Source organism: Lutibacter sp., from assembly GCF_041555395.1.
Classification (GTDB): domain Bacteria; phylum Bacteroidota; class Bacteroidia; order Flavobacteriales; family Flavobacteriaceae; genus Lutibacter.
Map to the genome: position 1 here is coordinate 1 of NZ_JBFFKM010000013.1, position 18,200 is coordinate 18,200.

Sequence of the window (18,200 nt, forward strand, 5' to 3'; positions counted from 1 at the left end):
AAATGTTTCTGTAGCCTGCGGTGCTTTTTTGTATGAAGTTGTTAGACAGAGGATAAAGTAGTTGTTGGTATTTTGGAAAGGAAGTTTCTTTTTCTTGGCAATTAGAAATTAGGAATGCCTAACGCCCTATTGTTTAACTGTTTAATCGATTAATTGTGTAATTGGCTTTCGCCTATTTACTTCAAATATCTAACTTCTATTATTTTTAGTCTTTAGTCTCTTCTCTTTTTTCTGATTCTCACTTTCAAACTTTTTAACAAATCTTTACAACAGTGATTTCACGTAATGTTTGTGAATTTCACGAAGATGCCTTAGTTCTTTTCTAAGTAGTTTTACAAAATCTTTTCCCTGAATTTTTGTGCTTTCTAACTGCAAACAGTTTTGATATAGACCATCAATAAAATATCTAAGAGATTGTGCATATTTTAGTTTTAAACTAGGATTCTCCTGGCACTCGGTCTCCACTATTTTAGGAACCAATCCCAAAGCATTCATCAATAAATTATCAGCATACCTGTAACTTCTTTTATCGGATACATACATCGATAAAATATCTTTGTCATTGGTGATATAAGAAGTAATGCGTCGCGCCAACTTAAAAATATACAGTGATTTTTGATAAATCACCAACTGATTTAGATTTTGTTCTTCAGGATTAAACATTGTTCACTACATTAAGCATGCAAATTTACTGCAGAAAATTAAATTCCATATTTAATAATTAAAGCATAAGCATTAATTTAATTTATAATTTTATATTTTTATGACCTAAAACTTTAAAAAATGAGCTTAGACACTATTAATTGGAAAATATTGGATTGCTTACAGCAAAATGCACGCCAGTCAAATACAGAAATTGCGCGCAAAGTTGGAATTACTTCACCTGCCGTTGCTGAACGCATTCGTAAAATGGAAGATATTGGAGTTCTTGAAGGCTATCACGCTAAAGTCTGCTATATTGAAACAGGTAATCAGTTAAAAGCAATTATCACATTGCGCGCTTTTATGGGAAGGCTAAAGCCATTTATTGAAAAGGTGAAAGACTTTAATGAGGTGCTTAATTGTTACAGAATTACTGGAAATGAAAATATTGTGATGGAAGTTGTGCTAAAAAACCAACAGCATTTAGGAAAATTTATTGACCAGCTTATTACCTATGGAGAAACCACCACGCACATTGTATTGTCAAATGTTATTGAAAACAATCCTATTGTGAAATCAGCACATCTTTGATGGAAATTTTAAGTCGGAAGACCGAAGTCCGGAGTTAAATGGATCAAATTTCACTCTGTAGACTTGTGCTGATCGGAGTCGGAGCAGGTTTAGGTAAAATGTCATTAGGTTAAGGCTATTTGTCATTCCGACAAAGGAGGAGTCGGAAATGCAAACTTTCAACTTTGAACATTTTTGCTTTCAACTTGCAGCTTCAGTCTTCGGTCTTCGGTCTCCGGTCTCCAGTCTTTTTAACTATTAAGAATCGTCAGCGCCAAACGGATTTTAAAATATGCTACTTCGGCATTTAAATAGTCAAAATAAGGTTTTAAAGTTGCCGGACTTGCCAAAGTTTCTTTTGCTTTTCTAACCAATTCAACTTCTTCTTTGGTTACAAAGTCATAAATGTTTATGTCCTTTCCATCAGCATATAATTTGGCCAAATGGGAAAAAATAGTGGTCGGACTCAGGTTTCTCTTTTCAGCAATTTCATCAATCGTTAAACCTTCTTTGTACAATCCATAAGTCACGGCATTCGTATCTGTTTTCTTTTTCCTCACAGCCTTTTCACCCATAAATGAAACAATTTCGGCAATAAATTCATCTCCGTATACTTCAAGCTTTCGCTGACCTACTCCGCTTATCTCAAGAAAATCGGCCTTACTCATAGGCCTTGCTCTTTCCATTTCTTTTAATGCGGCATCACTGAAAACCAAATAGGCAGGAATGCTTTCTTCCAATGAAATTTGATGGCGCAGTTTACGCAAACGTTCAAACAAACTATCTTTTTTAATTTTAGTTGCTTTTGGTTCTTTTATAACAATTGCCTTTTCTGTAACTGAAATAGGATATGTTAAATTAACCTGCTTATTTTCAAACAACACCTTTTGAGAAAAAGAAGTTAACTGCAACGCATTATTTTTATGAAAAGCAATTTCGCAAAATCCCTGATTAATTAATTGAATGATATATTGCTGCCAATCGCGCCAGGAAATTTCTTTCCCAACGCCATGTGATTTTAGTTTGTCGTAGCCTTTATCCATAGTAGTTGCATTATGAGCACCTCTAAGAACATCAATCACAATTCCTGTGGCTTCAGATTCTTTGAGCCGTGAAATTACTGAAAGCGCTTTCTGGGCGATGGTTGTGCCATCAAAAAACTGGGGCGGATTTTTACACACATCACAATTCCCGCAATTTTCGGATAACAATTCACCAAAATAGCTCAACAATATTTTTCTTCGGCAAGTGGTTGCTTCAGAAAATTGCTTCATGCGTTCCAATTTCGCAACCTGTAAGTCTTCATTACTGGCGCCGCCCATAAATTTTCGAAGTTGGATCACATCGGCATAACTGTGAAACAATATGGCATTCGCTTTTAGGCCATCTCTTCCGCAACGTCCGATTTCCTGATAATAACCTTCAATGTTTTTAGGCATATTGTAATGAATTACCCAGCGAACATTCGACTTGTCTATGCCCATCCCAAAGGCAATGGTGGCACATATTACCTGCAACTTATCGTAAATAAAATCTTCCTGGGTTTTGGTGCGCTCCGCAAAATTTAAACCCGCATGGTAAGCGGCTGCCTTAATTCCCTTTTGTTTAAGTTTGGAAGCCAGTTGCTCGGTTGATTTTCGGCTTAAACAATAAATAATGCCAGATTCATTTGGTTTTTTTTCAATAAATTTTAAGATTTGTAACACGCGGTCATTTGCGGGACGAACCTCTAATTCAATGTTTTTTCTGTCGAAAGAAGACAAAAATTCTGTTGCGTCAGAAATGTTTAATTGCGCTAAAATATCTTTTCTCGTGGCCTTGTCGGCTGTTGCGGTTAATGCAATAATTGGCGTGTTTGGCAATAACTTCTTCAGAAAACCCAATTGTTGGTATGACGGACGAAAATCGTGCCCCCAAGAAGAAATACAATGCGCTTCATCAATAGCAATGCAGCTTACATATTTTTCTTTCAGAATAGTTGAAAGCAATGCCAAACTCTCAGGGGCCACATACAACAGTTTAATTTCTGAATTTATGACTTTATCAAAAATCCCATGCTGTTCTTGGCTTTCCTGACTGCTGTTAAAAAACGCAGCCGGAATTCCGTTTGCGGTTAAACCATCCACCTGATCTTTCATCAAGGCAATTAATGGAGAAATAACCAAGGTGATTCCCTCCAATAAAATAGCCGGCAATTGAAAACAAATGGATTTTCCGCCGCCTGTTGGCATAATGACCAAGTTGTCTTTTTTGGAAAGTACCGATTCAATGATGGCCTGCTGCTGATCCCGGAAATTGTCGTAACCAAAATATTTTTTCAGGGTTGGAATTAATGTAGCATTTATTTCTTTTAACAGCATTTTTTTTGAAATAGTGTTTATAAGAACATCTTGAAAGTTCTTGTAGCAACAAAAATACCTTTTATAGGAAGAAAAAGAAATGTTTAATCAAATTAATCTCATTTTGTTACTAATCAGTATGGTAATGACCTGTAATACAAAGCTTTAAATTTAACCACAATGGACGCAATGTGTTGTAAATCAACTATAATTAATATTGCAACCTTTGCTTTTTCTTTGCTACCCTTGCGGTAAAAAAAATAAAAGTCTAATTAATCAATTAGTTTTAAAATATTAATATACTGATTAGTTACCTTATTTTTATTGAAAATAATATAGTTGGAATGATTTAATACGCTGTAAACCCATAGATTTCAACATAAATCAAAAAAAAATCCGGCGTTCACCGGATTCTTAATTAATTAAAACAAATAATTGGCGGCTATTTTTTATAAGCATCAGAATGAACATTCGCCACTGCCCTTCCTGAAGGATCATTCATGTTTTTAAAACTTGCATCCCATTCCAATGCGATTTTGGTGCTGCAGGCAACTGACGCCTCTTGCGGTACGCAAAGCGCTGCAGTATCAGAAGGAAAATGTTCTGTAAAGATAGAACGATAGTGGAATTCCTCTTTATTGGTTGGGGTTTGTATTGGGAACTTGTATTTCGCGTTTGCCAGTTGCTCATCTGTAATTTCTGCATCCACAACCTGTTTCAAGGTATCGATCCAGCTGTATCCAACGCCGTCGGAAAATTGTTCCTTTTGTCTCCAAGCCACGCTTGCCGGCAAATAACTTTCAAAAGCTTTACGAAGCACCCATTTTTCCATGCGCTCACCGTTAATCATTTTATCTTGTGGGTTAATACGCATGGCCACATCCATAAATTCTTTATCCAAAAACGGCACACGACCTTCAATTCCCCAAGCGGCCAAAGATTTGTTTGCTCTTAAACAATCGTACATATGCAATTTGCTTAATTTTCGTACGGTTTCTTCATGAAATTCTTTGGCGTTTGGCGCTTTATGAAAATATAAATACCCACCAAACAACTCATCGGCTCCTTCACCTGAAAGAACCATTTTTACACCCATAGATTTAATTACCCTCGCCATTAAATACATAGGCGTTGAAGCGCGAATTGTAGTAATATCGTAAGTTTCCAGGTTATAAATAACATCGCGTATCGCATCCAATCCTTCCTGAATGGTAAATTTTATTTCGTGATGAACTGTACCAATATGATCGGCCACCAATCGCGCAGCCGCCAAATCAGGCGAACCTTCCAACCCAACAGAAAATGAATGCAATTGTGGCCACCAAGCTGCTTGAGTGTCGTCAGATTCTATTCTTTTCTCTGCATATTTTTTGGCAATGGCAGACGTAACAGATGAATCTAAACCACCTGAAAGCAATACGCCATAAGGCACATCGGACATTAATTGGCGGTGAACTGCAGCTTCCAAGGCATCATGAATTTCATCAATACTGGTTTGGTTGTCTTTTACGGCTTCATAATCCATCCAATCCCTGCTGTACCATTTGGTTAACTCTCCATCTTTACTCGATAAAAAATGTCCTGGAGGAAATAACTCAATTTTTGTGCAAACACCTTCCAAAGCTTTTAATTCAGAAGCTACATAAAATGTTCCGTTTGCGTCCCATCCCATATATAACGGAATAATTCCCATATGGTCCCGGGCGATAAAATATTCATCTTTATCTGCATCATACAGCGCAAAAGCAAAAATACCGTTCATTTCATCAATAAAACCAGTGCCTTTTTCTTTATACAAAGCTAAAATCACTTCACAATCCGATTCTGTTTGAAAATTATATTTCCCTTCAAATTGTTTGCGTAACGCCCTATGATTGTAAATTTCGCCATTCGCAGACAATATCAATTTTTTATCTTCGCTGAATAATGGCTGTTTACCAGAAACCGGGTCAACAATTGACAGCCGCTCGTGAGCCAATATCGCTTTATCATTTGAATATATTCCACTCCAATCCGGACCGCGATGACGGATTTTTTTTGACATCTCCAATATTTGAGGTCTTAACACCTCTGCTTTTTCTTTTAAATCAAATGCACAAACAATTCCACACATGTTCTTTTATTTTTTGTTGTTAATTATAATGCAAATGTGAGGTATTAGTTTATATTGACAAACCAAATAACAATTAATGATTACATTTGTAAACATATTTTTGAATTTTAATCAAATAATGTAATTAATATTGTCGCATTATAAGGGAATTAATCATTATTTGAAATTTTTGATTAGAAAAATAAATAATAACCTTATGCTTCAATAAAGTATGCTATTTTTGAAATAATTACTAAATTTTTTCAAATATGACACAATTCACTTTACTTTTTGCCAGCATTTTAGGAGGCTTGGCAGTTGTTTTTGGCGCTTTTGGTGCGCATGCGCTAAAAAAGATCCTGTTGGAAGATCAATTAAAAAGCTTCGAGACCGGTGTAAAATATCAAATGTATCACGCCATTGTTTTACTAATTATCGGATTTAATTTCAATTTAGAAACCGTTTCAGAAAAATATATGGTTTACAGTTTTATGGCCGGCATACTCTTGTTTTCATTTAGCATTTATGGCTTGACCATATCTTCAGCAAAAAATAAAAAATTAAGATTTTTAGGACCAATTACACCACTTGGCGGTTTGTTCTTAATTATTGGCTGGAGTTTGCTTTTCTACAATATTTTAAATCTTCCAATGTAATTAATTTTGAAAACATTGTAAATCGATGAAACATTTTCAGCTAAAAAATTTATAATTTATTTATATATTTGAAGTTGAAGTATTAAATCATAGAAAAAATGAAATATTTTATCGTAGTTTTAGTTGTTTCTGCAGTTTTTTTCAATTCTTGTAATAAAAAGCCTGCGGAAAAAATTGCCGAGCATATAACTAATGAGCAATCATTTAAATATAAGGTTGAGACAATTGTTCCGGATTTGGAGCAACCATGGGGAATGGCATTTTTACCGGATGGATCTATGCTGATTACGGAGAAGAAAGGCGTGCTTATTCATTTCAAAAATGGAAAAAAAACAATAGTGGATGGATTGCCAAAAATAGAAAACAATGGCCAGGGCGGCTTATTGGATATTGAACTGGATCCCAAATACACTGAAAATGGCTGGATATATTTTTCTTACGCCGCGAATACAGAAAACGACAATAAAGGCAGCAATACCGCTATTTCGCGTGCAAAACTTGCCAACAACAAATTGGTTAACTTAGAGTTGCTTTACAAAGCAACCCCAAATACTAAAAACGGGGCGCATTATGGATCTCGTTTAGAATTTAACAAAGAAGGTTTTTTATTTTTCTCTATTGGTGACAGGGGAAATAACAAAGAAAATCCGCAGGACATTACCCGAGACGCCGGCAAAATTTACAGAATTAATTCAAATGGAACTATTCCAAACTCAAACCCGTTTTATAACGTAAAAGATGCAAAGAAAGCCATTTTTTCCTATGGAAACAGAAATCCGCAAGGAATGGCTCTTCATCCTGAAACTGGTGAAATTTGGACTCATGAACATGGCCCAAAAGGCGGCGATGAAATAAATATTATCAAATCAGGCAAAAATTATGGGTGGCCAAAAGTATCGTATGGAATTAATTACGATGATTCCATCTTAACAGAAAAAACTTCCATGCCCGGTATGGAAAATCCGATTCATTATTGGGTTCCTTCAATTGCCCCAAGTGGAATGGCCTTTGTAACCGGCAATAAATATCCGGAATGGAAAGGAAATCTTTTGGTGGGATCCTTAAAATTTCAGTACCTGAACAGGTGTGTTCTTAAAAATAACAAAGTGGTAAAAGAAGAAAAGTTATTGGAGGGATTGGGCAGGGTAAGAAATGTTAAACAGGCTCCCGATGGTTTTATTTATGTTGCGATTGAATTTAAAGGCATTGTGCGTATTACGCCCATAAACTAATCTCATAAAATTTTACAGCTATAAAGGAATAAGATGTTGCGTGATCTATGAAAAATTCCATCCTCTATTTATTTTTCTTCTTTATGGCTGTGCCTTCTTCGGCACAAAAACTGACGGGTAAAGTTGTTGATGCGGAAAATTCCATCGAAATTTCAGACGTTTCTATTTTAAATTCCGATAATGTCACTGTTGCTGTTTCTGATGAAAAAGGATTGTTTACCCTCACAAAAACGGGTATTTACACCTTCAAAAAAACAGGTTTTTCTTCCGCAAAAATGCTGATTGACAACTTCAATTTTCATATCGTGGCATTACAGGCCTTACCGGAAAACTTAAGTGAAATTCAAATTGTCGGTAATAATTTCAAAAGCAAATTAAATAAAATCCCGGCTTCCATCACCGTAATTTCAAATACTGATTTCGCAAATAATACGGTAAATATTGCCAATGTAATTAATAAAGCGCCCGGTATCTTCATGTTCAGCGGAACGCAAACCACCAACCGAATTACCATCCGCGGAATTGGCTCACGCAATTTGTACGGCACCAGTAAAATTAAAGTTTACTTTGACGACATTCCGCTAACAAATGGCTCGGGAGAATCTTCCATTGAAGATATTGAAATGACAGCCTTGGGCAGCATTGAAATTTTAAAAGGGCCGTCCTCAAGTATTTATGGTTCTGGATTGGGTGGTACCATTCAATTAATTCCCAACAAAGGTTTATTTGATAAAACCACACTAAAAAGCGGATACACTTTTGGTTCTTTTGGCTTACAAAAACACCTGTTGCAGGCAAATTTGGGAAACCAAACAAATGCTGCCAATCTCATTTATGCCAATACGAAAAGTGACGGCTTCAGGGATAACAATAAAACCGACAAACAATCATTTACCCTTGCCTCAAATCATTTTTTAAACGACAAAAACAACCTGACGGTCATTGCAAGCCATATTGATGTGAAATCATTTATTCCTAGTTCAATAGACGAAAATAATTTTATAAACAATCCGGAAGCAGCAGCTTCAAACTGGGAACGCGCCAAAGGTTTTGAAGATTATAAAAAATCTCTTTTAGGCGTTTCTTGGAAACACAATTACAACTCTGATGTTAAACTTTATACAAGTATATTCTCCTCATTTTTTGATGGTGTTGAAGCGCGGCCATTCAGTATTTTAAAGGACAAAACATCTGCATTTGGCTTTAGAAGCAAACTGGAAATGAAGGACCAATTATTCGGAAAATCATTTCAATGGATGGTAGGCGGAGAGTTATTCAACGATGTTAAAAAATACAAAACCCTGGAAAATCTGTATCTTGAATATCCCATAGAAACAGGAAGCGTAGCAGGCGAAACATTAAGTGATTTTAAAGAAAACAGGGGATATTTTAACCTGTTTTTCGATTCTAACTTGCTGCTTTCCGAAAATACCCAAGTCAGTTTAGGCGTGAATTTGAATCAGACCAGCTTTATATTGACCGATAAATTTAATAGCGATACCGTTGATTTTTCAGGGAAGTATCATTTTAAAGCCATTCTTTCGCCTAAAATCGGCATTACGCATCAATTCACTAAAAAAGTAATGGTTTACGCAACCATCAACCACGGATTTTCAACACCTACTTTGGAAGAAACTTTGTTGCCAAACAATAGGCTAAACAACAATATAAAACCTGAAAAAGGATGGAATTTTGAAATTGGAAGCCGAGGTTTGGTGTTTAACAATAAACTAACGTATGATGTTGCATTCTATCAAATGAACGTTAAGGATTTATTGGTGGCAAAACGCGTTGGCGAAGATGAATATGTTGGTGTAAATGCGGGTAAAACCAGTTACACAGGATTGGAAATTACGGGTAATTATTTTCTGATAAAAACCGGCATTTTTAATGTGAAGCACAGCAACAATTTGAGCCTTAACAATTTTAAATTTAAAGAATTTACAGATTTTGACAACGATTATTCGGGCAACAAGTTAACTGGCGTTCCAAATTTCACTTTAAATTCTTCTTTAAAAATAGAGAATAACATAGGTTTTTACGGCAGCGCCGACTTCAATTATGTCGGGAAAACACCTATGAGAGACGACAATTCAATTTTTTCAAAAAAATATCATTTGGTCAATGGCGTCATCGGTTTTAAAACTTCAGAAGAAAAAAAAATATCGCTTGACCTATTTGTTGGATTAAACAATATATTGAATGAAAAATATGCGTCTATGCTTCTTATAAACGCAACCAGTTTTGGAACTGCCAAACCCCGCTATTATTATCCCGGGGAACCTGTAAATTATTATGCAGGAATCAATTTAAAATACCATTTTTGATTCATAATGAAGGATTTCCTTTCTTAGGAAAATCCATTTCTAGTTTTGCGTTGCTATTTTGGCCTTTGGCAAAATTCGTTCCACAAAATAAGAATAGGCCAATTCTGATGGATGTAAACCATCTGAAGCCACCAGTAAAGGATTCTGTAAACCATTTCTTGTGATGTCAGTAATAAAAACAAATTCTATATTATTCGCCAAACAATACTGTTGTGCAAAAGCATTATAATTGTCTATTTCTGTTGAAATCTTCTCTGGATTGCCTAACCTCTGCCCTGTTGGCGTATAAGCATAATCTGGGATAGAAACTACAATGAGGTTAGACTTATCGCCTTTGGCAAGCGCAATCGCTTTATTGACCAATTCGGGAAATTCTTTTTCGTAAACAGAAAAAGCTTTGTTTTGGAATTGGTTGTTTACGCCAATTAACAGCGTTACCAAATCATAATTTGGAGACAAACTTTGTGCGTTTATAGCCGAAATTAAGCTGGTAGTTGTCCAGCCAGTTTGTGCAATAATCTTTAAACCATACGTAGTATTGGGATTTGAATTTGCAAGATTTTTTTTCAATTGCTCGGGAAACCTGCAAGTTTCACAAACACTCTGACCAATGGTATAACTGTCGCCAAGCGCTAAATAACTTACTATTTTTAACTGATTTGTTATCGGAGCGCTTGGTATATAATCAGTTTCATAATTGTCGCTATCACAACTTGTGATCAAAAGAAATAGAAAAAGCACTGGTATTTTTATCAACTTTATGATCATTATTCCTGTATTAAGATTTGAGAAATCAATTAAACCCAAATCACAAATTAAAGACAATTTTTGATTTTCCAATAACTTTGTCGTAGTTATTACGTACTAAATATAAATTGAAAAAGGTTAAAATGGACTTTTTAAGGTTAACACCTAATTTGTAATAAAACCATAAAAGTAGTTCATTTAGAAAAAAATTTATTTGCAATTTTATTTGACATTCAAAAGTAATAATATTCAAGATTGGATTAATATATTATATAAATAAAAAACATTAAAAATGTATCCTTGAAAAGAACATTTAAAAAACAGCATAAATTTTATTTATTACACTTAATTATTAGCTTGCTTTTTTGTAGTTTTCACCAAACCAATCGACCTCAACATGAAATTTTACTTTTTTAGAGCAATTTTCATCACATTGCTATTTATTTCTCTGTTTAGTTGCAAAAAAACAATCACTTCAGAAGCGACCGAAACCAATTTTGTCAAAGAAAATTACGATAAAATGGAAACCACCATCACTATGCGCGACGGCATTAAATTGTTTACCGTGGTTTATTCGCCAAAAGACAAAAGCAAAAAATATCCCATTTTATTCCAACGCACGCCTTACAGTTGTCAGCCATACGGCGCAGATACCTTGAAAACTAGCATTGCGCCCAACAAATATTTGATGGAAGAAGGAAATATTGTGGTATATCAGGATGTTCGCGGAAGATGGATGAGTGAAGGCACCTACGACAATATGCGCGCTTATATTCCGAATAAGAAAAACAACAAAGACATTGACGAAAGTTCGGATACTTATGATACTATTGACTGGCTGGTGAAAAATGTTGGAAACAACAACGGAAAAGTAGGCACCTGGGGAATTTCCTATCCTGGTTTTTATAGTACTTATTCTGCGATTGACGCGCATCCGGCATTAAAAGCGGCTTCACCGCAAGCGCCTATTGGCGATTTCTTTTTTGACGATTTTCATCATAACGGTGCTTATTTACTGAGTTATTTTAGGGCAACCGCTTTGTTTGGAACCCCAAAAAATGCACCCAGTGATACCGCTTGGTACAACATTCCAGATTTAAAAACACAAGACCAATACCAATTTTTTCTGGATGCTGGTCCGTTAAGTAATTTAAACCATTATTATCAACTTGAAAAATTAGATGAGACAGTCCTTCAAAATAAAGATAAGGTGGATGATTTCTTCTGGGAAGAATTAATTGAACACCCGAATTACGACGAAGTTTGGCAAAGTAAAGGCATTATTCAACATTTGAAAAATATAAAATCGTCTGTAGCAACAATGGTTGTTGGCGGTGAATTTGATGCCGAAGATTTATACGGACCGCTGGAAACTTATAAAACCATTGAAAAGTACAATAAAAACAATTATAACACTTTGGTTTTCGGACCTTGGAGCCACGGTCAATGGGCAAGAACAAACGTAGAAAACAGTGTAGGGAATTATTATTTTGGCGATTCCATTTCTTTAAAATTCCAGGAACAAATTGAAACAAAATTTTTCAATCATTTCTTAAAAGGAAGCGGCGATAAAAATACGGGATTGCCCGAGGCTTATGTATATGATACCGGTAAAAAAGAATGGGAATCCTATGAAACCTGGCCGCCATCAGCTGCTAAAAAAATATCGATGTATTTATCTGAAAACCAAAAATTAACAACTTCCAAAGAAAAGGAAATTGGCATAAAATTCATCAGTGACCTTAAAAAACCTGTACCTTATTCAGAAGATATAAAAACCGTATTTACACCAAGAAAATATATGACAGACGACCAGCGTTTTGCAGCAAGAAGAGCTGATGTATTGGTTTTTGAAACCGATGTTTTAGAGGAAAATTTTACCTTGGCAGGCGATATTTTGGCAAAGCTGCAAGTGGCAACCACAGGAACTGATGCCGATTGGATTGTAAAAGTAATAGACGTTCATCCTTCTGATGTGGAAGAAACCAACCATAAAATGCAAGATCATCTAAAAATGAGCAACTATCATTTAATGGTACGCAGTGAAGTGATGAGGGGGAAATTTAGGAATAGCTTTACTTATCCTGAACCATTTACTCCCAACAAAAAGACTGCCGTAAACATTAAATTGCAGGACGTAAATCATACGTTTAAGAAAGGACATAAATTGCAAATTCAGGTTCAAAGCACTTGGTTTCCTTTAATAGATTTGAATCCGCAAACTTATGTTGAAAATATTTTTAAGGCAAAGAAAGAAGATTTTAAAACGCAGACACATACCGTTTTCACCTCTTCATCCATTGAATTTTCAGTGTTGAACTAATACCAATTAAACATTCAAATATCGTATAAAATTTAAAAATTCAATTGGTATAAAAAAGAAGAACCAAAATTTATGATTTTACAATCAATATTTTGGTTCTAACTTAAACTACTAACTAAATTTTTATTTCAAAAAAATTATTATTTTAAAAAATACTAATTCTCTTAACTCAGGATTTTTCCTTTTTGTATCATTTCTTCGACAAAAGTATGATCATTAAAGCAAATAAGTAATGACATTTGTCAATGTCTCTCTTTTTTTTACTACAATTTATGCCATTTTAAAAAATAATTAAAACGATGGCCAAAAATAATGATGCAAAAATGGTTACTGCCCATTTCCAAAAAACATTTGCTTTTTTAAGTTCCATAAAGTAAAATGCCACAAAAAGAAATTTCAGCATAAAAAGCGCCAAAATAATTGCTGCTGCAACATTTAATCCAATATCCAATTTAACAACTAACGCCGCCAATATCGAAATTGCCAAAAGCACCAGCCAAACCTTAAAATTCAATTGTTTTTTCATTTAAAAAATTAAATAAATTACAGGAAATAACAAAAGCCAAATCAGGTCGCACATATGCCAAAATGTGGCACTTGCTTCAACATCTTCCATTTCTAAAACCATGCTTTTTTTACGTAAACCCACATAAACCGAACTTAATATCACCAACCCTACAATGACATGAATTACATGGAATAAAGTAAGCATCCAGTAAAAAGTGAAAAATGTATTGTGATTAATTGTTAAGCCAGCTTCCATTTTACCGTAATACTCAATACTTTTTAAAATTAAAAACAGCACACCACCCAACATGGTTAATTTTAAATAAAATGCTGATTTTTTAATAGCCAATACTTTAAAACTAATTACAACTTGTGTCATAAAAAAGCCGCTGGTGATTAAAAAAACAGTGTTTAAAATACCAAAAGTTGTGTTTAAAAGCAATCTGGAACTATGAAAAACCTCGGGTTCATCTTTACTGTACATCACCATAGCAACCAAAGCCATTCCGAAAGTAAATAACTCTAAAGAAATAATAATCCACATTAAAATACCTCCCGGCGGATAGTAGATATTTTTTGCATTTATTGGCTGTGATTCCATATTTAAAAATGTTTAATCCCAGTCTAACAGCCTTTTTTGGCCTTCCAATTTTTGAATTTCCGTAATATCTTGTGACATTTCAATGACGCCTTTGTAATTTTTTTCGTTATCTCGGATGGCAAAATACCTGATATGGATAATTCTCCCCTTAAAATTGAACCAAAACTCGGCGACATCTTTCGTTCCTGCTTTAAATTCAGCCACGATCCTCAATACCATATCCACACTTTTTGGTGGATGGCAAAAACGAACCTCGCGACCAATAATACCCTTGCTTCTTGTGAAAACCCTGTCATCGCCTCTATTGTAAAAGATGACTTTATCATTTTCATCAACATAAGTGATGTCAACTGGTAAAAAACGCAACAACAAATTAACCTGTTCCGGAGTCATATAGCCCTCATCATAATGGAAGGTATTGTCTAAAGAAAAAGACAAATCGCGTTGGGCGAAATCTTCGCTGGGATGAACATATTTTTCTTCAATAATTTCGGGATACGGGGCTGGTTTTACTAACAACATCCACCCTATTTCTTCATCTCCCTGATAAAACTCTTTCCACTCTTCTTCAGTTAACAATTCAAGTGAGTTTGGAAACAAACGCATATCTTCAATACTTAATAAACGCTTAATTCCTTCCACCAAATAAGGAATATTTTCAATAATTTTAGTGGTGTTTTTTTCAGTATTGTAATCATTTAACAATCGAATTTGCGCTCTCAAATTGTCATGAAAAGACCACATTCCCTGACTTGGTCCTTCCCATCCATGTTTTTCCAAATATGGAAACAACTGGTTTTCTTTACGGGAAAATCGTTTTTCAATAGTTGTTAACTGATTGAAAATGTTAAAATATTTTTGAAAATCTTCTACAGGATCTGCTTCAGTCAATTCCAATAATATATCCTGAATTAAAGCACTTTCCCTGTAATATACTTCTACAGGATGCCCTTTTGGTAATTTTTCAATGGTTGATAAAAAAGAATTCATTTTGTTAGATATTTGATTTTAATAAAAATGGTTGTTCTAAATATGTCTAGAATTTAGAATTGCTTGAAATTTTGCTCGACAAAATTTCAATTTCCTTTTTCAAAACTTCGAATTCAACGCCGCTTTCTTTGCAGGCAGTTTCTAGTGTTGCGCCTCCTCCACAGCAAAAATCTATTTTATATTTACTAAAAACATGGTCTGCTCCCATATTTTGTGCAACAACTTCCGCAACTGTTTTCTCTTTAGTGATATTCATAATTTTATGTATATAATTATGATGCAAATATACTAATAAAATACCATTTAGTCTTTTATTATTTGATTAATATTAATAAAAAGTGTGTAATTAATTAAACTAATATTTAATCATAAAAAATTCAAAAATTAATCGAGATTAACCCTAAGACTGGTGCCTGATTTTTTCGAATAATTGCACCAAAGATTTTAGCAATTCAACGGGCGTTGTTAAAATTTGATAATGATTTTGCCCAAACATTTGTGGTAAATAATATTTTGCAGAGGCTTCAATCGCAAGTGCATACGAGTTTATTTGGCGTTCATTTAATTCTCGCAAGGCTTGTTTAACATCGTTAACGCCATATTTTCCTTCATACTTATCGTAATCGTTTGGTTTTCCGTCAGAAATTAAAATAACCCACTTATTTTTGGTTTCACGTTTGTCCAACATCGCACCAGAATGTCGCAATGCAGCTCCAATTCGAGTATAACCGCTTGGTTCAACGGCGCCAACTTTAAATTTTGCTTTGTTCCAATCTTCGTCGAAATCTTTGATGGTAATGTAAGTGGAGTGGTTTCTGGTTTTTGAATAAAAACAGTCGATAGAAAAATCGATATTAAATTCATTCAAAAGTTCACCGAATAAAATAGACACTTCTTTTTCAACATCGATGACTCTGTTCCCCGCGGCGTATCCATCGCTGGACAAACTAATGTCCAATAACAACAAAATAGATAAATCCTTTTCTTTCTTGCGTTTAGAAAGGTATATTTTTTCTGAAGGTGTATGTCCAGAGTGTACATCAACAAATAAATCGGTTATCGCATCAATATCAAACTCCTCACCTTGTGTTTGCCTACGCTGAAATTGGTATTTATTATTTACCGTCGTCAACATTTTTCGCAACCCAATTAAGGTTGAATTATTTTTCAACAATGTTTTTTTATAATAGGAAACATTGGATTTTAACAATGTTTTTGGGTATACTTTACAGAAATTATCTTTATAGGCACGTTTGGAATAATCCCATTCATCATACATAATGTGATAACCAGCATTGTCATATTCTGCACTTTCCGAAACCGTGGTATTTTCAATGAAATCGGCCTGATAAACCGAATGTGCTGTATCATCAACGCGAACAGTAAATTTCATATTCAATTCATCTAAAGCATTGGAATGATCCTCCAAATCATCATCGCCGTCAAAATCTTTAAAATTCCCGCCAAACTCCTCTGCGGTTTCCACTTTTTCAAATTGATGTTGTAACACTGCGTCTTCTTGTTGTTTTTGATCGACCTGAACTGAAATTATTTCTTCAACAGCTTTAGATTTTAAGATGGTTTTTGGCTGATCTTCATTGGCATTTTTAACTTTGTCGGTAAAGTTTTTCAATATTTTTTCTGAAGGTGTTTCCGGGTTATTTCGCATCCATTTTCCGTAGATGAAAGTAGCATCTGCCAACGATTCTTCTTTTGCTTTCCCCTTATAAAATTGGATAAATTTTTCGTGGTAATTTCTGGTGGCAGGAAACTGCTCGAACAACGATTCCAACACTATTTTAGAAGTTTCATCCGCTTTTTGCTGAGACGCCAATAAGTCATGCTCCCGGTTGTCGCTCCAATTTAAATTTAAATTCTTTTGAACCGACAAATACAATATTCTGAATAAGTAAAATGAAATATTTTCATCTTCTGAAGGAAATTCAGCAAACTTAACAGGAAGGAAAAAGTTATTATTTTTGTACCCGCCTTCTCTTTCTGCTTCAAAAATTTCAATAGATTCTCCAGTTATGGCGCGCGCAAAAATTGTTAATCGTGGTTTTAAGTCATCCAGATTTACGGCATGAGCCAAGTTTTCCTGCTTTTTTAGGCTGCGTCGCTTAAAGTAATAAGCGAGTTTGGTAAAAAGGTATTCATCAGGTTCGAACATTGTTTTGAGTATCAGATATATGGTATATGGTATATGGTATATGGTAGAAAATCTTGATACCAGATACTTTGATACTTAATACTAAAAAGTTAAATCATTAAGTTACACAAATCCTTCAATGCTTCTATCACTTCCAAATCATCGGTTAATGGTTCAACAACGGCCACTTCAACAGAAAGACGTTTTGGCAATCCGCTATGAATCAATTTGGCTGCATCTACCAACAATCGGGTTGAAACAGTTTCAGCCAAACCAAGTTCTGTCAAGTTTCTGATTTTTGTTGCTATGTTTACCAATTTTTTTGCAACATCCAATTCAATTCCAGTTTCATTAACTAAAATTTCCGTTTCAATTTTAGCTTCGGGATAAGCAAATGAGGTTGCCACAAATCTTTGTCGTGTTGAGGGTTTTAATTCTTTAAATCCTTTTTGATAACCTGGATTAAAAGAGGCAACCAACATAAAATCGACATGAGCTTTCACAGTTTCGCCCAATTTATCAATAAACAATTCTCGCCTGTGATCTGTGAGTGAATGAATTGCCACAATTACGTCGGGTCTAGCCTCAGCAATTTCATCTAAATAAATAATTGCACCTTCTTTTATAGCGGTGGTAAGTGGACCATCGAGCCAAATTGTTTCTGCACCTTTTATAATGTATCTGCCAATTAAGTCGGTTGAAGAAGTTTCTTCATGACATGAAATAGTAATTAGTTTTTTATCCAATTTATGCGCCATAAACTCGATAAATCTAGATTTACCTGTTCCTGTTGGCCCCTTCAACAGAAAGGGAATTTTATTTTTGAAGGCGTGTTCAAACACCTCAATTTCTTTACCAATTGCATGGTAATAGGGAGTTTTTACACTCATAGCTATTGTTATTTTATGGTTTCAATAGAAGTAAAAAAAACCAGCGTTTAAGATTAAGGTATTATAAAAACTAATTTATAATCTTCAACGCTGGAAATCAATCTAAAAAAATACAACCAAATCTTTGTGTTTCAA

At 34.6% G+C, this 18,200-nt stretch carries 15 protein-coding genes; 5 read left to right on the plus strand and 10 right to left on the minus strand.

Annotated features, from left to right (window positions below; translation table 11 throughout):
* Positions 1-264: 264 nt before the first annotated feature.
* Positions 265-663, minus strand: a complete 399-nt coding sequence (locus ABY285_RS04620) for a hypothetical protein (RefSeq protein ID WP_372767505.1) — start codon at positions 661-663, stop codon at positions 265-267.
* A gap of 120 nt (positions 664-783) precedes the next feature.
* On the opposite strand from ABY285_RS04620, the gene ABY285_RS04625 reads away from it, so the two are divergent.
* On the plus strand, positions 784-1,233 hold the full coding sequence (locus tag ABY285_RS04625; protein WP_372767507.1) for an Lrp/AsnC family transcriptional regulator: 450 nt from the start codon (positions 784-786) through the stop codon (positions 1,231-1,233).
* A gap of 230 nt (positions 1,234-1,463) precedes the next feature.
* Here the strand turns inward: ABY285_RS04625 and recQ are convergent, their stop codons facing one another.
* Positions 1,464-3,572 carry a DNA helicase RecQ gene (recQ, locus tag ABY285_RS04630; RefSeq protein WP_372767509.1) on the minus strand — a complete coding sequence of 703 codons (2,109 nt, stop codon included), beginning with the start codon at positions 3,570-3,572 and terminating at the stop codon, positions 1,464-1,466.
* A gap of 421 nt (positions 3,573-3,993) precedes the next feature.
* Entirely contained in the window at positions 3,994-5,664 is a 1,671-nt protein-coding gene (gene asnB / locus ABY285_RS04635) for an asparagine synthase B (protein ID WP_372767511.1), read from the minus strand.
* Positions 5,665-5,912: 248 nt separating this feature from the next.
* On the opposite strand from asnB, the gene ABY285_RS04640 reads away from it, so the two are divergent.
* From ABY285_RS04640 to ABY285_RS04650, 3 genes are all read left to right on the plus strand, one after another.
* On the plus strand, positions 5,913-6,299 hold the full coding sequence (locus tag ABY285_RS04640) for a DUF423 domain-containing protein (protein WP_372767513.1): 387 nt from the start codon (positions 5,913-5,915) through the stop codon (positions 6,297-6,299).
* Positions 6,300-6,397: 98 nt separating this feature from the next.
* A complete protein-coding gene (locus ABY285_RS04645) occupies positions 6,398-7,531 on the plus strand; it encodes a PQQ-dependent sugar dehydrogenase (RefSeq protein ID WP_372767515.1) in 1,134 nt (377 codons plus the stop codon).
* Between the two features lie 47 nt (positions 7,532-7,578).
* The gene (locus ABY285_RS04650) at positions 7,579-9,858 is read left to right on the plus strand and encodes a TonB-dependent receptor (RefSeq protein WP_372767517.1); all 2,280 of its coding nucleotides are present in this window, start codon (positions 7,579-7,581) and stop codon (positions 9,856-9,858) included.
* Between the two features lie 39 nt (positions 9,859-9,897).
* Here ABY285_RS04650 and ABY285_RS04655 read toward each other — a convergent pair whose 3' ends face one another.
* Positions 9,898-10,683, minus strand: a complete 786-nt coding sequence (locus ABY285_RS04655; RefSeq protein WP_372767519.1) for an SGNH/GDSL hydrolase family protein — start codon at positions 10,681-10,683, stop codon at positions 9,898-9,900.
* 319 nt (positions 10,684-11,002) lie between these two features.
* On the opposite strand from ABY285_RS04655, the gene ABY285_RS04660 reads away from it, so the two are divergent.
* The gene (locus tag ABY285_RS04660) at positions 11,003-12,928 is read left to right on the plus strand and encodes a CocE/NonD family hydrolase (RefSeq protein WP_372767521.1); all 1,926 of its coding nucleotides are present in this window, start codon (positions 11,003-11,005) and stop codon (positions 12,926-12,928) included.
* Positions 12,929-13,208: 280 nt separating this feature from the next.
* Here ABY285_RS04660 and ABY285_RS04665 read toward each other — a convergent pair whose 3' ends face one another.
* The 6 genes from ABY285_RS04665 to ABY285_RS04690 form a co-directional block, all read right to left on the minus strand.
* The gene (locus ABY285_RS04665; protein WP_372767523.1) at positions 13,209-13,454 is read right to left on the minus strand and encodes a cytochrome C oxidase subunit IV family protein; all 246 of its coding nucleotides are present in this window, start codon (positions 13,452-13,454) and stop codon (positions 13,209-13,211) included.
* Positions 13,455-14,036 (minus strand): cytochrome c oxidase subunit 3, encoded by a 582-nt coding sequence (locus tag ABY285_RS04670; RefSeq protein ID WP_372767525.1) that lies wholly within the window; start codon positions 14,034-14,036, stop codon positions 13,455-13,457.
* Positions 14,037-14,048: 12 nt separating this feature from the next.
* The gene (locus ABY285_RS04675) at positions 14,049-15,026 is read right to left on the minus strand and encodes a DUF438 domain-containing protein (RefSeq protein WP_372767527.1); all 978 of its coding nucleotides are present in this window, start codon (positions 15,024-15,026) and stop codon (positions 14,049-14,051) included.
* Positions 15,027-15,072: 46 nt separating this feature from the next.
* Complete coding sequence (locus ABY285_RS04680; protein ID WP_372767529.1) at positions 15,073-15,282, minus strand: DUF542 domain-containing protein; 210 nt, start codon at positions 15,280-15,282, stop codon at positions 15,073-15,075.
* A gap of 144 nt (positions 15,283-15,426) precedes the next feature.
* Positions 15,427-17,196 carry a nitric oxide reductase activation protein NorD gene (locus tag ABY285_RS04685; RefSeq protein WP_372767531.1) on the minus strand — a complete coding sequence of 590 codons (1,770 nt, stop codon included), beginning with the start codon at positions 17,194-17,196 and terminating at the stop codon, positions 15,427-15,429.
* A gap of 89 nt (positions 17,197-17,285) precedes the next feature.
* Positions 17,286-18,065, minus strand: a complete 780-nt coding sequence (locus ABY285_RS04690; RefSeq protein WP_372767533.1) for a CbbQ/NirQ/NorQ/GpvN family protein — start codon at positions 18,063-18,065, stop codon at positions 17,286-17,288.
* Positions 18,066-18,200: the final 135 nt, after the last annotated feature.